This is a genomic window from Mucilaginibacter sp. GW822-FHT03E02, from assembly GCF_058801545.1.
The window spans coordinates 265,467-286,446 of record NZ_JBXANJ010000001.1 but is presented as its reverse complement, the minus strand read 5'-3'; the positions used below and the strand labels follow the sequence as shown (position 1 = coordinate 286,446).

Annotated in this window: 14 protein-coding genes and 1 pseudogene; 9 read left to right on the top strand and 6 right to left on the bottom strand. The window is 46.0% G+C overall.

Annotated elements, in window-relative coordinates; genetic code table 11:
- Positions 1-80 precede the first annotated feature (80 nt).
- Entirely contained in the window at positions 81-386 is a 306-nt protein-coding gene (locus AC1RM2_RS01015; protein WP_492982513.1) for a hypothetical protein, read from the bottom strand.
- Between the two features lie 67 nt (positions 387-453).
- Here AC1RM2_RS01015 and AC1RM2_RS01010 point away from each other — a divergent pair, with 67 nt between their 5' ends.
- Positions 454-876 (top strand): hypothetical protein, encoded by a 423-nt coding sequence (locus tag AC1RM2_RS01010; protein WP_492982511.1) that lies wholly within the window; start codon positions 454-456, stop codon positions 874-876.
- Between the two features lie 1,098 nt (positions 877-1,974).
- Here the strand turns inward: AC1RM2_RS01010 and AC1RM2_RS01005 are convergent.
- Both AC1RM2_RS01005 and AC1RM2_RS01000 read right to left on the bottom strand, forming a co-directional pair.
- Positions 1,975-3,198: a hypothetical protein gene (locus tag AC1RM2_RS01005; protein ID WP_492982509.1), complete on the bottom strand. Its 1,224-nt coding sequence runs from the start codon at positions 3,196-3,198 to the stop codon at positions 1,975-1,977.
- A 449-nt stretch (positions 3,199-3,647) separates the two neighbouring features.
- Complete coding sequence (locus tag AC1RM2_RS01000; RefSeq protein ID WP_492982507.1) at positions 3,648-5,546, bottom strand: T9SS type B sorting domain-containing protein; 1,899 nt, start codon at positions 5,544-5,546, stop codon at positions 3,648-3,650.
- A 278-nt stretch (positions 5,547-5,824) separates the two neighbouring features.
- On the opposite strand from AC1RM2_RS01000, the gene crtID reads away from it, so the two are divergent.
- The 6 genes from crtID to cysQ all read left to right on the top strand — a co-directional run bounded on the left by crtID (position 5,825) and on the right by cysQ (position 10,744).
- Positions 5,825-7,315, top strand: coding sequence for a bifunctional phytoene desaturase/3,4-desaturase (crtID, locus tag AC1RM2_RS00995; RefSeq protein ID WP_492982505.1), 1,491 nt, complete (start codon positions 5,825-5,827; stop codon positions 7,313-7,315).
- Positions 7,312-8,148, top strand: a complete 837-nt coding sequence (locus AC1RM2_RS00990; RefSeq protein ID WP_492982503.1) for a phytoene/squalene synthase family protein — start codon at positions 7,312-7,314, stop codon at positions 8,146-8,148. The genes crtID and AC1RM2_RS00990 overlap by 4 nt, the downstream gene beginning before the upstream one ends.
- Positions 8,149-8,201: 53 nt before the next feature.
- The gene (gene idi / locus AC1RM2_RS00985) at positions 8,202-8,717 is read left to right on the top strand and encodes an isopentenyl-diphosphate Delta-isomerase (RefSeq protein WP_492982501.1); all 516 of its coding nucleotides are present in this window, start codon (positions 8,202-8,204) and stop codon (positions 8,715-8,717) included.
- A 19-nt stretch (positions 8,718-8,736) separates the two neighbouring features.
- On the top strand, positions 8,737-9,192 hold the full coding sequence (locus AC1RM2_RS00980; protein ID WP_492982499.1) for a sterol desaturase family protein: 456 nt from the start codon (positions 8,737-8,739) through the stop codon (positions 9,190-9,192).
- Positions 9,193-9,254: 62 nt separating this feature from the next.
- Positions 9,255-9,938, top strand: a complete 684-nt coding sequence (locus AC1RM2_RS00975; protein WP_492982497.1) for a MarR family winged helix-turn-helix transcriptional regulator — start codon at positions 9,255-9,257, stop codon at positions 9,936-9,938.
- Positions 9,939-9,967: 29 nt separating this feature from the next.
- A complete protein-coding gene (cysQ, locus tag AC1RM2_RS00970; protein WP_492982495.1) occupies positions 9,968-10,744 on the top strand; it encodes a 3'(2'),5'-bisphosphate nucleotidase CysQ in 777 nt (258 codons plus the stop codon).
- A gap of 58 nt (positions 10,745-10,802) precedes the next feature.
- On the opposite strand, the gene AC1RM2_RS00965 is transcribed toward cysQ, so the two are convergent.
- The 3 genes and pseudogenes from AC1RM2_RS00965 to AC1RM2_RS00955 form a co-directional block, all read right to left on the bottom strand.
- Positions 10,803-11,048 (bottom strand): type II toxin-antitoxin system VapC family toxin, encoded by a 246-nt coding sequence (locus tag AC1RM2_RS00965; RefSeq protein ID WP_492988229.1) that lies wholly within the window; start codon positions 11,046-11,048, stop codon positions 10,803-10,805.
- Between the two features lie 52 nt (positions 11,049-11,100).
- Positions 11,101-11,178, bottom strand: a pseudogene (locus AC1RM2_RS00960) (hypothetical protein); the annotation flags it as partial.
- On the bottom strand, positions 11,172-11,387 hold the full coding sequence (locus tag AC1RM2_RS00955) for a hypothetical protein (RefSeq protein WP_492982493.1): 216 nt from the start codon (positions 11,385-11,387) through the stop codon (positions 11,172-11,174). The pseudogene AC1RM2_RS00960 and the gene AC1RM2_RS00955, both read right to left, overlap by 7 nt.
- Positions 11,388-11,870: 483 nt before the next feature.
- Between AC1RM2_RS00955 and AC1RM2_RS00950 the strand changes: the two genes are divergently transcribed.
- Entirely contained in the window at positions 11,871-13,598 is a 1,728-nt protein-coding gene (locus AC1RM2_RS00950) for a hypothetical protein (RefSeq protein WP_492982491.1), read from the top strand.
- A 4-nt stretch (positions 13,599-13,602) separates the two neighbouring features.
- Positions 13,603-20,976 (top strand): hypothetical protein, encoded by a 7,374-nt coding sequence (locus AC1RM2_RS00945; RefSeq protein WP_492982489.1) that lies wholly within the window; start codon positions 13,603-13,605, stop codon positions 20,974-20,976.
- Positions 20,977-20,980 lie beyond the last annotated feature (4 nt).

Sequence of the window (20,980 nt, the reverse complement as noted above, 5' to 3'; positions counted from 1 at the left end):
TACACATGCAAGGGGTGCTTGTTGGATAGTATAAAGCTGTAGAATAAACAGAGCCTGGCGGAGATGCCGGGCTTTGTTATTTAATGGGCATAAGCTTTTTTAGCTTTAAAGTCCCTGATAAGGGCATCAACCACCATAAAGACCTGTTTTCTATCTTCATCAGGAAGGGCAGTAACTTCACACGCTGCTACCGCGAGGGCTTTTTGAACGCTACCGCAGGCCTCCAGGCCTGTGGTACGCATGCAAGGCAGGGTGCTTGTTGGATAATATAAAGCTGTAGAATAAACAGAGCCTGGCCGTGATGCCGGGCTTTGTTTTGAAGGTGCTAAGAACTTAGATATTAGCGATGTTAAAGCTAAATTCGACACAAAATATGATATCGGCATATAGCAAGCGGAAGCTTACGCAGATAAGTTAAATAAGGCAAAAACATTAACAACCAAAGAATAAAGTATGGATTACACAATAACGCCATATGAGTCTCTCGGAAATATCCCTTTGGGACTACATAGAAATGAAATCAGGAAACTCCTGAAAGAGCCTTATACTGAATTTTATAGAAGTGAATCTTCCAAAGTACCAATTGATTTTTATGTGGGTTTAGGGCTTCTTATCAATTATGAAGAAAATTTCCTGTGTGAGGCAATAGAAATAGTGAAGCCCGCAAATCCGATTTTGTTTACGATTGAGCTGTTAAACCTGCCCTACGCATCGGTCGAAGAGCAAATTGCAGAGTGGGACGATGAGTTAAAGATTATGTATACAGGCTTTACATCTTATAAATTGGGCGTAGGTGTGTATGCCCCGAACAGAGATGACTCTCCGAATGAAGTTTGCGAATCGGTAATTGTGTTTAAGAAAGGGTATTACGATTAGTACCCCCAGTTGTCCGTAGTCTACCCCCGCCCGCGCTTTGTTAGAGTTGTTCTCCAACAAACTCGTTACCCGTTATAATGTCGCAGAAAGCCGAACCATCCTGGCCAGTATCATAATACCAGGGCGGTGAATATTTGTATCCTTTGCCCTTGTTGATATAGTCATAGCGGCTAATATGTCACCCTTTCAGGGCTATGTCGTTGGGGTGTTTTAATCGATGGGCGATGCCCATCGCAGATGGATGTCGCCCTTTCAGGGCTGGGCTGTCGGTGAGTTTTTAATCGGTGTGGAATGCCTGTTGCCATTGTATGTTGCCATTTCGAGGCTGGGCTATGGGCGACATTTTCGTACGCGACCATAATTTAACATTGCCAGCCCTGAAAGAGCATAATCTGTCAGCACCGGGCACCGCCCCGTGCTGCGAAGCGATACATGTGGGACAGCCCTGAAAGGGTGACATCTGCTTTATAATGATATGATTATAACGTATTGATTATTAATGCATTTTTTTGTAGAGACGCATCACATGCGTCTCCCGCATGCAAATCGAACCTGTCTGGCGGGAGGCGCATGTGATGCGCCTCTACAAGAGCTCCGATGATGTCAATTACTGTTTTTCCAGCCAAGCCGGTGTTCACTCGCAACGACGTGGTTTTTAGTACCCGCAGCTCGCGTTAGTGATGGCAGTGGATACCGGCCTCGCGCTTAATGCCTTGTGCAGTATGAACGTACAGCACGGGCCGGAGGCAACGCCATTTTGGTTCATTAGTTCACTGGTTCATTAGTTCATTGGTGGGACGTTCATTAGTTCACTGGTTCATTGGCGGATGGTTAGTTAGCTTATTGGTGGGGAAGGGGCGTGCGGGGGAGGGCTTTGATTGTTGCTGTTTGGTTGGTGTGTTTTAATCGGTATCCCATTTGCAAGGCGAAAGAATTGAGGTGACGAGAGGATGTAGTCGGTTGTCCTAAAGGCGCGCCGTGTACTTAGCATGCGGCCCCCAAGTGAGGACACTTGCGGCAGCGAACCCCGACCACAGCCTAAACAAGAAATTGTAAAGCATGTTCAGCCTGTTTTAACCACAAAATGGTTAGCTGTTATCATCTTTTTTTATCTATCGAATTACGCATTTCCTCCATTTCTTTTTTGGAATAGCCGAGGAGTATTACACACGTAGTTCCGGTTTTAATTGGTGTTTTATTTTCAACAACATATAACAGTCTGTTGGCAATAACTACCGCAATTTTAGGATGCAGCGGATTCCCGGTACCTTTGGCAAGGGCTTTCGCCCCCGTATCGTCAAATGTCATACACAGGTTTGTGTACTCTTGCTTCTGGTATTGGCCTTTCTCGGATGTGATTCGTACTATATTTTTAACAGAAGCGAATGGGAGTGGAGCAATTGCATAAATTTCATCTGATTTCTCTTCGCGCATTTTGATTCCCTTATCTTTTTCTGCAAGAAAATAAAAGCCGGTTGCCATGTATGTGGTGTCTACTTCTTTTTTGTACCTGGCTTTAATTAACGCAAGCAATTTGGGGTGGGGTGCAGTTGTTGGGTCTGCTTGTTTGCCGGTGGTTTCAGTCTGATTTTCTGTACTTGTTCTGATAGCCGAGTAATTTGCATGATTATATTGGCCGATACCTATTAATACCACGGTGACAAGCACGATGACCGAAACAGTTAACCGCCTTGTTCTGCTATTTACCTTGAAAATACTACTAATATCCTGCTTCCAAAGGAAAGTAAGGATGGGAATATCTAAGAAAATATTTAACAAAGAATAGGTTAAGAGGTGAATGCCATGCTCTACGGGCCAATATTCGTTAAAATAGAATATCAGCGAAGGCACAATTGTGATAAGTTTTACTCCAAATAATGTTATCCATCCCCAGCGCATACGTTTATAAAACATATAATACACAAAAGGCAGAAACAATAGATCCAGATACGACAACAGGTTTACAAGTCTATAAGGATAGTCTTGACCACCAAGCACAGCCGGGATGAGTTTAAAGTCGGTGTATACCAAATGGATATACTCGGATACAGCTATTGCAAGTATTATATTCAACCATGTTTCATGGCTATAGCTACCAACCTTCAAGATATTTGCCAATGGCCCTTTCTGTGGGGTTGCAGGCGCGTTTTCCCTAAAATCGCCTTCTGCCTCTTCTATATCAGCCTGCGTTATCACCCGGGTTTTTAGTATTGCTGTGGCTTCGATGACTACAGCATGCTCATAGGATTCAGGGCGCATCGTTATTTTCAGCAGGTCGGCTGTAGTGTAATCTTTGTATTGGTCATGAAGGCTATTATTCATATTCCTAAGATACAATTCGTGGAAATTATATTACCGATGGGGCTGAAATAAATATGTAATACTATTCCGTTTAGCACATCGTAGTTTGCATAGCCGACGATAGATTCTTCGTTCCTCAGAACGACAGGGTGGGTTTTCGAGGTGCGCAGGCCTGTCGCCCTGAGCCGTAAAATTTCGCCAAATTTTACGGCTATTCATGATGTGTTCGGGTTTTACACAAACATTCGGGTTGAACGCCGGTTACGACTCACCCCGGCTACGCTGCGCTGGCCGACCCTCCGGCTGAAGCCGCAAAGAGGGTGGAGCTCATTTTGTTTTTCCTTTTCGCCCCTATATGCGACGCAGTCGGAGAGAGGCAGACGCCCCGATATTTATCGGGGTCGTCGGGGTGAGTCGAGTCGCCGACATGCGATACTGCCCACTGCCCACTGCCCACTCAAAACTGCCAACTACTTTACCACCGTGACACTTCCCGATAGCGCCTTCTTGCCGTTCTTCAGGTTTACGATGTAGTAATAGGTGGCCGGCGGAACGGGGTGGCCGTTAAAGGTACCGTCCCAGGAGGTGCTGTAGCCGGCTGATCTGAATATGCGCTGGCCGTAGCGGTTAAATACTTCTACCGTGTTTTTGGGGTAGGTACTTAGGCCGGTGATGGCCCACAGATCATTGCTGCCATCGCCGTTGGGCGAGAAGCTGTTGGGGATGCTGATATCAACCGGAACCGCCGAGGGGTTTACGGTAATGGAAAACTGAACGGGTAAACCGGGGCATTCATTATCGCTTAAAATAGCCATAAACCTGCCTCCGGATTGAACGGGGATTTGTTGGGTAACGGTATTGGTAGCCGCGTTGATGACAGCTATATACGGCGAAAGGGAATTAACCACATAAACCTTGCTGCCATCGCTGTTGGTGGTTATGCCTGCCGGGTTTTGGCCTACATCAACAATGGCGGCAATGCTGCGGGTTAGGGTGTTGATGACGGTAACCTTTTTGTCGTTAATGAGGGATACGTAAAGTCTTGCCCCATCCGGGCTTATGGCCAGGCAGTTGGCGGCTGTGCCAACGTCTATTTTATACAGGATACGCCTGGCGGCAATATCTATAACGGCAACATCGTGCGAGTTATAATTGGCTACGTACAGCGTTTTATTATCGGGGCTGATGACGATACTGTTGGGCGTTGTGCCGGTAATGATGGCATATTCAAAATAACTGGTAGCGATATCATAAAACTGCACCAGGTTTGAGCCGACATTGATGATATACAGTTTTTTACCGTCGGCGCTGATGGTCAAATCATACGGGGTATCGCCTGTGGTAACGGTTTTTATAACGGCGTAATTAGCCGTGTTGATGGTGGTTAACTGGTTGGTGCTGCCATCGGTAACATATAGCTTGCTGCCGTCGGGGCTGATAACCATACCAACAGGATCAAAACCCGCCGGGAATGTGGTGACTACCTTATTGGTGACGGTATTAATTACAGCTATGGTATGTGAGCCTTCGTTTTCTACATACAGCAGGCTTTTGTCGGGGCTAAACAGCAGCCGCTGTGGGCTGGAGTTTGGCGGCATCCCATCGGTAATAACCTGCTCAACACTATTGGTAATGGTATTGATAAGCGAAACCGAGTTCGACGAGCTGTTGGCTGCATAGGCATAGCTTGCAGGCGCCGGGGTAACCGTTATATGCGCTGTAACGGGCGTGGCTCCCGTATTTATAGCAGTAAACGGAGTTATATCCTGGTTTCCGCTTGCGGCCAGGCCAATGCCGGGATTATCATTTGTCCAGCTAAAGGCGCGCGCGGTGCCTGTGAAAATAACGCCGGTGGTAAGTTGTCCGTTTTGCAGGGTTTGATCGGGAATGGGGTTAACCAGGGGCAGGGGATTAATATGACCGCTTACCCTTGCTGTTTGCGTTACTTCGCCCGAGGTTAGCGCAACATCGCCCGAAATATTACCCACCGCGGCCTGCGCCGAAGATCGTACGTAAACCACCTGGCTGGATATTAAGCCGGATGTTTGCGTAAGCACAACACTTGCGCTAAAAGTGCCATCGGCAGTAAGCGATACCTCGAAATTGTCGGGTGCTGTAACCACTACATCGGCAGATAAACCACTTGCCGACACCGTGAATTGCTGAACAGCCGGATTGGCAGAGGCCGTTCCGGCACAGGCAGAAATAGCCCCGGTTACCTCGCCGATTATCAATTGCGGCGCGGCGTTGGCAGATTTGGATAATATCTTAAAAGAAACATTTTCCCGTCGGCCCGGCATTGCCCAGGCTCTTATCATTACCAGGAGCAGTAATGCAATTATAAACGGTAAATGCAGGTGTTTTTTCATATAACTTCGTCGCCGTTCAATTAAAACGAATGTTAAACGCTATAATGTTTTGTAAATATAAGGCTAATATTAACTTACCTGATAATGGCCGCCCCGGCAAACTTGAGTTAAAGGGATTTATTTTAAAACACGGGGTTGTAAATTAATTTTATCTATTTGGTACTATATTATACAATAATTTAATTATTGATACAGTTAAGTACTATATTTGTTCGCTGATTAGTTGGTTTATCCGGGTTGATAAACCATATTTACATAAACAATCATTTGAGCTGATTTTGAACAATAAAACCAATTTCGCTGTTATTGGCGCTGGCTTTGCCGGTTTAAGTGCCGCTGCATACCTGGCAAAGGCCGGGTACCAGGTTGATGTGATTGAAAAAAATGCAACCATAGGCGGCCGTGCCCGGCAGTTAACCGCCAATAACGGTTATTTGTTTGATATGGGCCCAAGCTGGTACTGGATGCCCGAGGTATTTGAAAAGTTTTTTGATGATTTTGGTTATAAGCCTTCCGATTTTTATGAATTGCAGCAGTTAGATCCCGGTTTTACGGTGGTGTTTGGTGAAAATGACGTATTGGCGGTACCTGCCGATTTTAATGCTTTATGCCGGCTGTTTGAGTCGATAGAAACCGGTAGCGCGGCACAATTAAAAGTGTTTTTGGCCGAGGCCGCTTATAAATATAAAACGGGAATGAATAAACTGGTTTACAAACCCGGTTTGTCGCTTACCGAATTTTTGGATTGGGACCTGTTTAAAGGAGTTTTTAAATTACAGGTATTTACGGCCTTCAGCAAACACGTCAGGAAGTTTTTTAAAAATCCCAGGCTAATAGCGCTCATGGAGTTCCCGGTACTGTTTTTAGGCGCCATGCCCGAAGATACCCCGGCTTTATACAGCCTCATGAATTATGCGGGCCTGCAGCTGGGTACCTGGTATCCGAAGGGCGGTTTCGGTAAAATTATTGAGGGGATGCAGGAAGTTTGCAAAGCGCAGGGGGTAAAATTTCGTACCAATACGGCTGTTACTTCAATTAAGGTAGTCAGCAACCGGGTTTCGGCAATTGTTACTGCCCATGATACAAAGGCTTATGATGGCGTTATTGCTGCGGCGGATTATCATCATGTAGAAGAAAAACTGCTGGAGCCACAATTCAGAAATTACCAGGAAACCTATTGGGACAAACGGGTAATGGCGCCATCAAGCCTTATTTTTTACGTTGGTGTAACCCGCAAAATAAACAGGCTTGACCACCACACGTTGTTTTTTGACGCCGATTTGAAACAGCATGCGCAGGAAATATATAAAGAGCCCCAATGGCCCTCAAAACCGTTGTTTTATGTTTGCTGCCCGTCAAAAACCGATGATACCGTGGCACCCGCAGGGCACGAAAACCTGTTTATCCTGATGCCACTGGCGCCCGGAATTGAAGATAATGATGACCTGAGAGAAAAATACTTTAATTTGATTATGGATAGGCTGGAACGTTTTAGCGGTGTAGCTATAAGGCAAAACCTTGATTACAAGCAAAGCTATTGTATAAATGATTTTGTGGCCGATTATAACTCGTACAAAGGCAATGCTTATGGGTTGGCCAATACGCTCATGCAAACGGCAAACCTTAAGCCATCCATCAGCAACCGCCGGGTAGATAATTTATTTTATGCCGGGCAGCTTACGGTACCTGGCCCTGGGGTACCACCATCAATCATATCAGGTAAAGTTTCGGCCCAACAATTAATCAAATATTCAACCAAAAATAAATGAAAGCGAGATTCGATAAATTATCTGCCACGTGCAGCAGGGAAACCACCCGGCTATACAGTACCAGTTTTTCGCTGGGTATCTATTTTTTAAAAAAAGAGCTTCGGGACCCCATATACGCCATTTATGGCTTTGTAAGGCTGGCCGACGAAATTGTGGATAGCTTTCACGATTACCCCAAAGCCTTGCTGTTAGCTGAGCTTAAAGAAGATTGTTTCCGCGCTATAAGCCGTGGCATCAGCATCAACCCGGTACTCAATTCTTTTCAGCAGGTTGTTAATAAATATCACATCAACCATGACCTTATCAGGCAATTTTTAAAGAGCATGGAAATGGACCTGACAGTGCATCAGTATACCCCCGATAAGTACGAGGAATACGTTTTTGGTTCGGCGCAGGTAGTGGGTTTAATGTGCCTTCATGTGTTTACCAACGGCAATGCCGTTGAGTTTGAACGGCTGCGCCTGCCTGCTATGAAATTAGGATCGGCCTTTCAAAAGGTGAATTTTTTAAGAGATGCAAACGCCGATTACCAGGAATTGAACCGGACTTATTTTCCGGAAGTAAACCTATCGGCCTTTTCTGATGAGGATAAAAAGGCTATCGAGGAAGACATTCTTAGGGAGTTTAGCGAAGCACTGGATGGTATCAGGCAGCTGCCCCGTTCGTGCCGTAAGGGTGTTTACCTGGCTTATGTTTACTACCGGCAGTTGTTTCGGAAGATAGCCAATGTACCGGCCGGGAGGGTGATGGAACAACGCATCCGTGTATCTAACGGGCATAAATTTTGGCTCATGTTTGATTCGCTGGTGCGGTACAAACTAAATGTGTTGTGAATGCCGTTGTTAAATGTAAGAAATAACAAAAAATTACTGATAAAACAAACCTGATGGAAGAATACGTTATTTTGGTTGATGATGATGATAACGAAATAGGTACCATGGAAAAGATGGAGGCCCACCTGCAGGGTAAAAAGCACCGTGCATTTTCGGTATTTGTTTTTAACCTGAATGGCGAGCTGCTATTACAGCAGCGCGCATCGGATAAATACCACTCGGGCGGTAAATGGACAAACACCTGCTGCAGCCACCCGCGGCCAGGTGAGGATACACTTGAGGCCGCCCATCGCCGCTTAATGGAAGAGATGGGTATGGATTGCCCGCTAAACCACGTTTTTAGCTTCAGCTATCGTGCTGAAGTGCAGGCAAACCTTATTGAAAACGAATATGACCATGTGTTTTTTGGCGTAAGCAATACGGTGCCCAATCCATCGCCCGATGAGGTAGAAGCCTACCGGTACATCAGCCTTGACGACCTTGCCCGGGAGCTGGAAGAACATCCTGCAGATTATACGGAATGGCTGAAGATTTGCTTTGAGCAGGTGCATGCAAATTATTACCAATAACCCCAATTAACCTGCAATAATGAACGCTTTAATTATCATAATCACATTTGTTGCTATGGAGGGCGTTGCCTGGTTTACCCATAAATATGTAATGCATGGCGTGTTATGGGTATGGCACTGCGACCATCATAAAAAAGAACAGCCCGGCTACCTGGAAAAAAACGACCTGTTTTTCCTCATCTTCGCTATACCCGGTATCAGTTGCCTGGCAGCGGGTACCTTAGGGGCTATGCCGGCTTTTACCTTTGTGGGTACCGGTATTACGCTGTATGGTGCCTGCTACTTTTTTGTGCACGATTTATTTATACATCAGCGCATTAAAGTACTGCGCAACTCCCAAAACTGGTATTTAAAGGCTATTCGCAGGGCGCACAAAATGCACCATAAGCATATTGGGAAAGAAGAAGGGGAATGCTTCGGCATGTTATGGGTGCCGTTTAAATACTTTCGGATAGGCTCAGTAGACGGGAAATAGCATAACCAGATAAAACTTATAAATTTGACAACAAATGGCGGTAACCGTTAGATAGAAAAATCATGAAATCATACAAACTCATTCATCAATTGATAAGCCTTGTAGAAGAGATGGAGAAAGAGCACAAAGGCGATGAAGTTTCTATTCAGGATTTTACCGGTTTTTTACTTAACCATGTAGCCGACCCTGCCGACGATTTTGTTAACGGCGATATCCGTTTCGGTAACAGCGAAAAAATGGCACTTGAAGTGGCCTACCAGCTGGATAATAATATAGGCAGGTTGTTTGTATTTATGAGCCGTTATGCCAAATTCTACATTAAAAAAGCGCTGGATGGCACCCCCCTGCAAACCGCCGAGGAATTTACCGGGCTGGCTATTTTGCTTACGCATGATCATTTAACAAAAAGCGAGCTGATTAACTATAACCTGCAGGAAAAAACATCGGGCACAGAAGTGATCAGGAGGCTGATAGCTGCAGGCCTGGCCCGGCAATGGGATAACCCCGAAGATAAACGCGGTAAGTACGTGGGCATTACCGATAAGGGCAAGCAGTTATTATACGAGGTTTTTGTAGATACAAGCTATGCCGGCAAAATGATAACCGGCAAGCTCAGCATTCCCGAGAAACTGACGCTGCAGCACCTGCTACAAAAGCTGGAAGATTTTCATTACGAACATCATGAAAAGAAAACCATCAACACAAAGGCCGATATGAAAGCCTTTATTGAAGAAGGCGTTGATTAAAAACCAAACCGAACGTTTTGTGAAACTATATGGAAAATAGCACCTCAATCATCTCACCAGGCGAACTTACCGCCTTATTGTTATTGGCTAAGCAAGCCGGCGCCGGTATTTTAACGGTTTATAATACGCATATCGAGGTAACGCTGAAAGATGATTTGTCGCCCTTAACGCTGGCAGATAAGGTATCCCATGATATTATCACCGAAGGTTTGACCGCGCTTACTCCAGATATACCCATAATTTCAGAGGAAGGCAAAGATGTTCCCTATGAGACCAGGAAAAATTGGGAATACTACTGGTGCGTTGATCCGCTTGACGGCACCAAAGAGTTTATTAAACGCAACGGCGAGTTTACTGTGAACATTGCGCTTATGCATAACAATACCCCGGTTTTGGGTATTATCTACGTACCCGTAACAGATGATCTTTATTATGGAGGTGAAGGGATTGGCAGCTGGAAGGAAACAGCCGAAGGCGGGAAAACTCAAATTTATGCCGATGTAAAGGCAACAGCATGGATATCTGTAGGCAGCCGGTCGCATGCATCAGCAGAGGAAGCGGAGCTGCTGGCGCGATACCCTGTTTCGGCTGCGATTTCCATTGGCAGTTCCATTAAGTTTTGCCTGATAGCCGAAGGTAAAGCCCATATTTACTATCGCCATGGCCCCACCATGGAGTGGGACACCGCCGCCGGCCAGGCCATTGCCGTTTACAGTGGCGCCGTAATGACCAGGCCCGATGGCCAGCCATTTGAATACAACAAACCATCGTTATTAAACGGAAGTTTTTTGATGAAGGTAGGATAGTGGAAGCCTGGATTTTATGCATTTAGTAGCGCAAAAAACACCTGGCTATAGCAATTGCTTAACGGAATACTTTAAGGTCGTCGACCAGTTTAAAATGTTTTTTGTTAGAGGTCAGGATCGGTTGATCAAATGTAAGGCAGGTCGCTGCGATCATGATGTCGGCAACGCCGATTAGCTTATTCTGTTTTTTGAGTGCCCGGTAAATCTCGCCAGCTTTGGTGGCCACCGTGGCGTCGAACGGCAGTACCACCAGATCTTCGGTTACGGCAGCTACATCCTGTTTTTTTTTCGGGCGTTGGCGCACCGCAATACAGCTCAAAAATTGTTACGACTGAAATGTAAATGAGCTCATCTGTCGGCAGGGTGGCTAAAATAGACTTTGTCCTATCTTTTGCCCGCAGATGTTCAATAAATATGCAGGTATCGATTACCATTCCTGCGGCCTAAAGTTATCGAATGCCTTCCGATTCTCTTCAAAAACTTTCAGGTTATCGTCAGACCAGGCACCAATCTTAGCGATCTTTACCCGGTAGGCATCCATATCCAGTAGTTTAGGCTTGTCAACGAGGACACCCATGCTTTTTAGAAAGCCCTTGATCTCGGCACTTTTTGAATCAGGAATATTGATTGTTAACCGTTCCATAAGAACAAATTTAACAATTTCAATTTAAAAGTGCCACTAATGTTTTGTTTCGATGGAGCAGCCTGTCAACTCATTAACTTAAACGCATTGAGGATACAAATCAGGGAAATCGTGGTTAAAGTTTACAAGATTTATTTCACGCAAAGACGCAAAGTGATTTGCTTATTTTCCCTTTGCGGCTTAGCGTCTTTGCGCGAAAAATCTAATGACTTGATACCATTGACATGCGGATAGCACAATAAGTTGATCATGAAATCTTAAACACGATTTCCCTGGGGTGCAGACAGGGCATCCCCCCAAAATACCCCAAAGATGCTATATAGCATCTTTAAACAACGGCCTACTTTAGTTTCAAGTTAATGCCGTAGCCTTTACACTATTTTGTTGTCGCTAATTTCCAAAGGATAAGTGCTGTTTGATGTGGATAACAGGAGTTGAATTTATACGGTTTGAAAACGCTGTTGATTTAACCCCTATTGATAAATGAAGCATTTCTGTAAGTTTTGTAAAGGTGCCCCACTTAAAATACTGCTTGCTTTTGCCATAATTGCTTGCGTAAGTCCTCGCGTGATTGCGCAGGACTTAAGCAATATCCAGAATGCTAAGCCTGTAACCATAGGCGGCGCGTTCCAGGCCACCGGTATCGGTTACGGGGCCGAGGGGATTGCCGATAGGAGGCAACCCTTTAACTACCTGCTCAACGGCGATCTTTTCTTCAATTTTTATGGTGTGGTTATCCCGGTAGGGTTTAGCTATACAAAATCACAGTCAACTTTTGTGCAGCCTTTTAACCAGTTTGGTATCAGCCCAACCTATAAATGGGTTACCCTGCACGCGGGTTACCGCAATGTTGAGTTTTCGCCCTATACGCTGGCGGGGCATACCTTATATGGCCTGGGTGCCGAGCTTCACCCCGGCAAATTAAGGCTGGGGTTTATGTATGGGCGCTTAAATAAGGCAACCACGGTTGATACCACATCGGGTGCATTGGTGCCGTATTCGTTTTCGCGCAAGGCATACGCCGCAAAGCTGGGTTACGGTACCGAAGCCAACTTTTTTGAACTGAGCTACCTGCGGGCGAAGGACGACAGCACATCAGTAAGCAGGAGCGGGGTGCCGGTTACCAGCTATGTAACGCCTGCGGCAAATACGGTAGCCGGGTACGAAACCCGTTTTACATTTTTTAAACGCCTGTTTTTTGAAAGCGCCGGGGCCCTGAGCCTGTACACCCGCGATTTAAATTCGCCCATTAAAGTAGATACTTCCAAAAACAGCCTGCTTAAACAGCTTAAAAGCTTTGCCGATATAAACGGCACCAGCCAGTATTTTACCGCCCTGAACGCCGCCATGGGCTACCGCGATAAATATGTAGGCCTGAAGGTAGTTTACAAACGCATCGACCCGGAATACCAAAGCATGGGCGCGTATTATTTTGATACCGATTTGGAATCATGGTCGATAGCCCCAAGTTTCAACTTTTTTAAAAACAAGGTGAGGCTGGCCGGTAACCTGGGTTTTCAGCATGATAACCTGCTGCACCAAAAACGATCAACCAATAAACGCGTTATTGGGGCCGGCAATATGAACATCGAGTTCAGCCGGTCGTTTGCTATTGATGCCAATTACAGCAATTTTTCAAACGATCAAAAACCCAATACGGTTAAATATCCCGATTCGCTGCGTATTGTGCAAACCACCAGCAATATATCTTTCACGCCCCGCTACACCATCATCACTGCCGATCATGTTCACGTAATCAGCATCACCGCGGCCATGAGCAAACTGAATGATTTAAATAAAATCATCACCAGCCAGCTTACCACCAACCGCAATGTAGATACCAAACAATATTTTATTACCTACGCGCTCACCTTTACCAAAAAAAGCCTCGGCCTGGTATTCAACGTTAACCGGACTGACTTGACCAGCCCCGAAGCAAAATATACCTACCAGGGTGTAACCCTGGGCACGTTTGGTTCCTTTTTTAAAACAAAGCTGCAAGCCAACGTGAATGTATCGGCTATGCAGGGTATTACCAACCAGGGCAAAAGCCTAATCATAAATGGCTCGGGCGGTTTAACGTACCGGGTTGACCGACTCAACGCGCTTAAATACACGGCGTTTTATACAGGCAACAACCCGGCACCGGGCAGTACCCAAAAATCAACAAGCGAATACAGGAATGAACTTAGCTACCTACTTAACTTTTAAGCATATGAAAAAGAAATACAATTTACTTAAAGGATTAATAGCTGTAATGCTGGTAGCCGCGCAATTTGCGGCGCATGCACAGGTAACTATAAGTACACAGGTGTTCCCGCCATTTCGCGCGCATTTAACAGATTACTCATCGCACCCCGAGCAAATGCTTATCACCATCATGAATACCAGCACCAAAACCCTGCGTATACAGCTGAGGGGTAATGTTACCGGCGATAATGGAGTAGAGCTGCGGGTTAGCTCGACCTATAAAAGTAAAACCCCGATAACATTAACGGCAGGCGGCATCAGGGTAATAAACGCCGGCGATTTACCTTACTTTTTTGATTTCACCAAATTTGTATATACCGGCTATACCCAAAGCGACTTTTTCAGGGTAGGCGGCCTGCCCGAAGGCAACTACCGTTTATGCCTGCAGGCATTTGACTACGATACCAACGCCGTATTGAGCGGCAGCGACCCGAGCGGCTGTAGTAATGTGTTCACGGTAACCAACGTAGATCCACCGGTAATTACCGCCCCTTATGACGGGCAGCAGATCATCGCTCTGGCAGCCAATATATTTACCATCAACTGGACAACCCCCGCCGGGGCACCGCCATCAACCATGTACAACATCCGTATTGTGGAGGTGTTGGGCAACAAAAATATCAACGATGCCGTGATGAGCGCCCAGCCGCCCTATTTGTTTGATAAACAGGTAATGGGCAATACCTACCTTTACAGCCCCGCCGACCCGGCACTTACCGAAGGCAGGCAATACGCCATGATGATAACCGCTATCGACCCCAATAATACCGTAACGTTTAAAAACAAAGGGAACAGCACTATTATAGGCTTTACCTATAAAGCCCCTATGAAGCTGCTAAACGCGCCGGTAATTACCTCGGCGCTTGATATGCCCTCCATTCCATCTCAAATTACGTTTACTACAGATGGTACCCCAGTACATAAAACGCTCAAACTTCGTATTGTAAGTGTTGATGATGGCCAAACACCTGCCGACGCCCTGGCTTCAGTAAACCCAGCATTTTTGTTCGAAAAGGAAATAGTGTTTGACCAGATAACGCCTTACCAGGACAAGCAATATTATCCAAACCTGGTTATTGACGGCCATCCGGCTATGTTTTATGATATAGCCTTGCCACCATCGTACAGAGTATCGTACATGTATCGTGAAGGCGATGGGTTTCATACCATATACCTTACGGCAATTGGCTTTCCTACCGCAAAGCAGGGCGCAAAGTTTGCCGCTGTAGTACAGGAGACAGATCCTAACAATCCTGTAGCCATTATCAACAATGGCATGAGCAGTATCATGACATTCAGAAATGGCGATCCGTTAAGCATCGTACCCACTATGGGCACACCTGCCGATGCCTCTACTATAACAACAAGTGGCATTCAGCAAAGCTCCGCCGGGTTTTACGTGAAAATGGCCGATCCTAAATGGCCTTATGCGGGTATGGTATACAATTTGAAAGTGGCCGAGGTGCCAGACGGGCTTACTCCGGAAATAGCTATGAAAAATGCCACAAGCTATGTCTTTTCAGCGCCTATTAATAATTCGACAGGTACCTATCAAACTTTTTTTAAATATAACCTGTTAACAAGCGGCAAAAAGTACGCGCTACAGGTACAGGTGGCCGATACCCGGAACCAATACGTTATGGCCAATAACGGTTATGGCCCGGTAACCAGTTTTACATATCAGAACGTTCAGCCGGTAGCTATTACTACTACTGCCGATTTGACGAATGTGACCATGTTTAAAGATTTTCATGATAATCCGCAAAAATTTAAGGTAACCATCACCAATAACCAAAACACCACGCTTTATTATGCCACAACGCTGCGTATTTACAAGGATGGAAACCAAATAAGTCAGGGTACAGCCGCTAATACAGCCGTATTACCCGCCGGTCAGTCGTACACCTATACCGGATCTGATTTTTTTGGCTCGCAATCAGACCTGGTTTCGGGTGCTTACCAGGCCGTCGTTGAATTATATCCGCAGAAAGACGCGGGTCAAAAGTACGGCACTGGCGTATCGGCAACAAATACCACTACACTTGCTTTTGCTACCAGCTACAACATACCCTACACGGCTGTTCCGTTGCTTAGCAGCCCAACTGGTGATATTACTTTAACGCCGGGCGATGGTATGGCCATTGCATGGGCTGCCCCCGATGGTGTATCGGCGGCTACAAAATACCGTTTAAAAATACGGCAGGATAAGATATTGCTTGATACTACCATAGCAGGCAATACTTATCAGTACGCGCAAAGCAAGGGGCTGTTAAAATCGGGCGTTAATACAACTATAAACGTGCAGGCCATCGACCCTAACAATACTTTTGCCTTTACACATGATGGGTTGGATGTAAATTTGAAATGGGCACAGCTTGCGGGCGCGCCAGATGGCTTAGCTTACCATGTACAGCTTTTGCAGGGAAAAAATGTGATAAGGGATACTGTTACCCGGTTAAAAAACTTTTTAATCCGGCAAAACGCAGGTACACTCGTTAAGGGGACCCAGTATATAGTAAAATTATGGGGCGTTGATGCAGCCGATACGGCGGCTATAGACTGGGCGGGAATGGCATCCAAAACATTTGTTTATACCCAGGCAGCTTATCCGGCAGGCTATACCAATGTTAATGGAACAGTCAGGCTAAATTCCGGTGCCCCTTTGGCCAATACAAGTATCGCCATAAACGCAACTATTTACACTTTTACATACGCGTCAGATCGCGATCGGTTCAACGGCTTTAGCGAGGACATGCTGAACCGGACGGAGGCCGACAGGGAATATTATATGGGTTTCCGGCTGTCTACCATGGTAATAGGTACTGCGGTAACCGACGGGCAGGGCCATTTTTCAATTAAATCGCCGGATTTGGCTACCCTGAACGGTAAATTCGCACGGGTTTATATGAAGCCGGTATCAAACAGCGATGTTATCAGCCTGCGCGATACCACTGTGGAACTTGTGGCGGGTGCCAACAATAGTATGGGCATTTTAAGGGCCTATAAGTTTGGCGAGCAATACAACAGCACTTTAACAGGCACCGTTAAATTTGCTTTCAGGCAAACAGAAGTTTCGGGCACCGGCGGCGATTATAATTTGCCGGGTACGGTAAGCTACCCGCTGGCCAACACCAGGTTTAAGCTGCGTATGTTTACCAAAAAGTTTACCCAACCCGCGGTTTGGGATTGGTACGTGAACCACCGCTCGGAAGATGATGTTACACGGTCTAACCAGGAGAGGCTAAGCACAACCGATGAAGAAATTGGCGAAGTAACCACCGATGATAAAGGGAATTTTACAACAACCATATACAACAAAGCTAATTTTGATAAGGTAAATTACATCACGCTTGATGACTGGCCCGGCGTGTTTTATTATAAAGTTTACCTGGTAAGCACCGATGGGCGTTTTACATTGCCTGTAGCACAAACAACTTTGCAGGCAGCCGATAATGTAAGCGTAGGTACACTTACAGCCCTGGCCAATACCTACAGGTTTACGCCGACTATAGCCGATGGAAAAGGTACCTCCAATACCGACGGGCAAATTGCCTTGTACCGGAAATCGGACTTTTACGCCACCAACGCCAATTTGCAGGTTGAAGGTAACCTGAGCGTAAAGGCTACGGCAGATACTGTTATCAATGGCGATAAATACCGCAAAATAGGTACTACCACGCCCGGCAAGCCGCTCAATGGCTTGTTTTACAATACCAATACGGGCGATGAGTATAAGGTTATTGTAAGCGGCGCAAGGTATATTACCAATACAGCCACCATGAGCTATGCAGGTAAAGGTACCACCGCGCCCTCCCAGCCCGATAATTATGCTGCCACGTATACCATGAGCTATACGCAGCCAACATTTGCGGGCCATGTTACTAAATTCATCAACAATGTTAAGTACCCGGCTGCTAATGCTGTAGTGCGCGTGGCGTTACCGGGGGGCACGCTGGGCAGTAATACCGATATTTTGGTAAGTACAGATCAGTCGGGGTATTTTAAAGTTACATTGCCCGCCGATTCTATTGGATTTTATTCGGCAAACTCGCCGGCGCATCCGTATTCCATCCGCCTGGCCGATGACACCGATCCGCTGGGCAGTTTCCGCGATACCTTGGTTATCAGCCAGCCCGGCCAACAGCGGGTAAAAGATGCCAGCATATTTATACCAACGTTTACGGTATCGGGCAAGGTGCTTGATCAAAAAAATCAACCCCTGGCGGGTGTTATGGTGCTTTCAAAAACGCTGGGGCGGTCGGTAGTTACTAAATTCGACGGCACATTTATCCTGGGTTCGCAAAATGGGGCCGATACGCTGATATTGAGTAAAACATCATGCAGCACCACCAGGCTGGGCATCAACATCAATGGCGTCAACCTTACGCTGCCCAATATTACGCTAAGCAGGCTTAGTTACCCGGTAAACATCACTGTAACCGATAATAACAACGCGGCTATTGCGGGGGCTGTTATTAGTATATCAAATGCAACCGGCAGCAATTATACTACTAACGCGCAAGGCATTGTAGCGGCAAGCACATATGATAGTAACCCCGAAATAGATATAGCCGGCCCGGCCGCGAGTAATTATGTTAATGCCCAGGCGGGCCCGCAATTAGATGCCAACGCGGTTACCAGCTTAAAAATTAAACTGGATCATGGCGTTGTTATCAGCGGTAAAGTAACTGCCGATGCCAATACCGTGGCGGGTGCACAGGTGGCCGTAGATGGACTGGAATATATAAAAGCCATAACCGACAATTCGGGCAAATACAGTATTAACATCCCCAAAGGGAATAACCTGCTCAAGGCATCAAAGCCGGGTTTTGTAACCGATAACAAACCCGGCAACTATGCTGCCGATCAGTCGCTTGACTTTAGTTTAACAACAGCGCCTGCCAGCTTAAAAACCTTGTTAGGTTATCCAATACAAATTGATGCCATTGCCGATAATGGCGGTAACAAGATCATCAGTGGCTCATTTGTAAATGTGCCGGGGAATAGCACGTTTTCCGTTAAAGCAGGTACCGGAATCAAATTCCATAATATCGAGGTAGGGGTGGTTAATGGCATATACGCCCCTGTAAAAGGCGATGTACAAACCGACGAAACATCGGTACCTGTAAAGGCCTTTGGCTACCTGCCGCTTAGCCTGACCAACGGCGGTAGCCAGGTGGTTATAAGCAGTATAAATAATGGCCAGTCGGGTGTGATTAAAGGTGATTTGAAGATTGACTATGCCAGCTTTATCCCTGCCGATGCCGGTACAATCGTTAGCAGCGATGCGCAGAACTTTGTAGTAGCAAATCAAGGTGCCACGGGGCAGGTGCCGGTTTTCAGCACAGCGGCCGATGCTGCTAATAGTACTACGCTTTACCTTAAAGCTGCTACCACAGCCCAGCAACTTACATTGGCCGGTTTTAAAGTTGCGGTTGATATGCCCAACAGCACCATTACAGCCAACGGGATCCATTACATTGGTACAATGAGTTTGGCAACCGTAAAGGGCATGGGCAACAGCTCGCTGGCTTTAGATGATATACAGGTTGATACAACCGGGCATGTAAGCAATGTAGTTGCGGCCTATAATGCCAGCTTTGATATTTTTAACTGGAAGGCCAACGTAAGCAGTGTTGCTTATAATGATAACGGTTTTACGTTTGGCGGCAACCTTAAAGTGTTCCTGCCATCATCGCAGGCGTTTACACAATCCATCGCCTTTACCGATATGGTAATAACCCCCGACCAGATTTTTGGCGGCAACCTGCAAATGCCCGATGATGGTATTGATGTGGTGGGCGCCGCCAGCTTTAAGCCGGGCAGCACGCCATTCAGCTTTGGTTTAACATCCGATGGCAGCGCGTACTATTTAACCGGTTCGGGCTCGCTAAGCGTAGCAAAATTGTTTGATGATTTCAAGATCAATGAGTTCACTATTCAAACTGATGGTAAGTTTTATGCCGATATCCCGCTTGATTATAAAAAGGATTTTGTGGGCCTTGGCAAAATGCATGTTACCGGCATCAAGGTAAATACCATTAATACCCCCAGGGTTGATATTTTGGGTGAATTTGAGCTAAGCGCCATCCCCAATTTTAAGGCAACAGTTGGCAATGTACACTTTGGGCAGGGTAAAACCGTAAGTGTTGATGAACTGGGTATTGAGATGGACCTGGCCAGCATTGGCAAAACAGAACTTAAAGTAAAATATGTTGATAATGCCGATACTACAGGTTTTGAAGGATCGGGTAAGTTTGGCATTACCACCCTTGGCTCATCTGATGTTGGGTTTAAATATTACAAAACAGCCCAGGGACTTACCGTTGGCGGTAACTTTATGGCGGCAACCAGGATTCCGCTGGGGGTAACGGGCTATTTTATCACCAGTGTAGGCGGCGGCTTTACCTTAGGCCCCCACAGTGATTGGACGGTAACTATATCCGGTATCATTCAGGCAGGCCTCAACGCCTCGTTATCAAAAACAACGGTTAACCTAACGGTAGCGCCAGGGCCTGTAATAACGGGTACGTCAGAAACCATCATCAAACAAATGGCAACCATTGATGGTAATATCGTGCTTGATATCCCTAATAAAAAACTAAACATTGATGTTACCGGTAAAATGGACCTGGTGCCCGGCCTGGCATCCACAGCCGAGGGCTGGATAGTAATAAGTGTGGATCCTAATGATGCTTATTTTTTCCTGGGTGCGCAGGTTGATATGAATACCATGGACGGCATACTATCCAACAAGGGCGAGTTTTATGCAGGTGTTAACGTTGATATTACCAAACACAAAAGCGATTTAAAACAGTATTTTGATAAAATGAACCAGAACGATCCTGTTTTTGCCAATAATATATTCAATGGCTTTAGCGGTAGGGTAAGCAGCACTACATCCAAAGATTTTAGCTACAATTTTTATATAGCCAGCATAAGCGCTCATCTTAACTACAGTAATTATGGGTCGGTTTACGGTAATATAGGTGCAAGTCAGTATGGCTTCAACCTCGGTACAAAATGGGATATCGGCGGAAGCGCCAGCGTAGGGTACGATGTGTTTAGCGCCACCCTTAGTGTCGGGGTTGATTTTGGCGCCAACCTTACCGGTACCTACAACTCGGCAACCAACCATTTATCGCTGGCCGCCAGGGGTAATGCCGGCTTTCATGCTAATTACAACAGCAGTGGCTGTTATAACGGGATAGGGGTAGATTGGGATTGTTGTTGCTGGGGTGTTATTTGCTGGCCAAGTGGTTTAACGGTGGGCATTTGCGCCAATGCCAGTATGGAAGTTGATGTTGATTCAAGTTCAGGGGTATCTGTTAAAATATAATCAG

What these genes read in the sequence shown, in the direction of transcription:
- AC1RM2_RS00955 (WP_492982493.1), bottom strand. Translation starts at nt 11,387, where the DNA reads ATGGAACGGTTAACAATCAATATTCCTGATTCAAAAAGTGCCGAGATC.
- AC1RM2_RS00990 (WP_492982503.1), top strand. Translation starts at nt 7,312, where the DNA reads ATGAAAGCGAGATTCGATAAATTATCTGCCACGTGCAGCAGGGAAACC.
- idi (WP_492982501.1), top strand. Translation starts at nt 8,202, where the DNA reads ATGGAAGAATACGTTATTTTGGTTGATGATGATGATAACGAAATAGGT.
- AC1RM2_RS00950 (WP_492982491.1), top strand. Translation starts at nt 11,871, where the DNA reads ATGAAGCATTTCTGTAAGTTTTGTAAAGGTGCCCCACTTAAAATACTG.
- AC1RM2_RS01010 (WP_492982511.1), top strand. Translation starts at nt 454, where the DNA reads ATGGATTACACAATAACGCCATATGAGTCTCTCGGAAATATCCCTTTG.
- AC1RM2_RS00975 (WP_492982497.1), top strand. Translation starts at nt 9,255, where the DNA reads ATGAAATCATACAAACTCATTCATCAATTGATAAGCCTTGTAGAAGAG.
- AC1RM2_RS00945 (WP_492982489.1), top strand. Translation starts at nt 13,603, where the DNA reads ATGAAAAAGAAATACAATTTACTTAAAGGATTAATAGCTGTAATGCTG.
- AC1RM2_RS01000 (WP_492982507.1), bottom strand. Translation starts at nt 5,546, where the DNA reads ATGAAAAAACACCTGCATTTACCGTTTATAATTGCATTACTGCTCCTG.
- AC1RM2_RS00980 (WP_492982499.1), top strand. Translation starts at nt 8,737, where the DNA reads ATGAACGCTTTAATTATCATAATCACATTTGTTGCTATGGAGGGCGTT.
- cysQ (WP_492982495.1), top strand. Translation starts at nt 9,968, where the DNA reads ATGGAAAATAGCACCTCAATCATCTCACCAGGCGAACTTACCGCCTTA.
- AC1RM2_RS01005 (WP_492982509.1), bottom strand. Translation starts at nt 3,198, where the DNA reads ATGAATAATAGCCTTCATGACCAATACAAAGATTACACTACAGCCGAC.
- AC1RM2_RS01015 (WP_492982513.1), bottom strand. Translation starts at nt 386, where the DNA reads ATGCCGATATCATATTTTGTGTCGAATTTAGCTTTAACATCGCTAATA.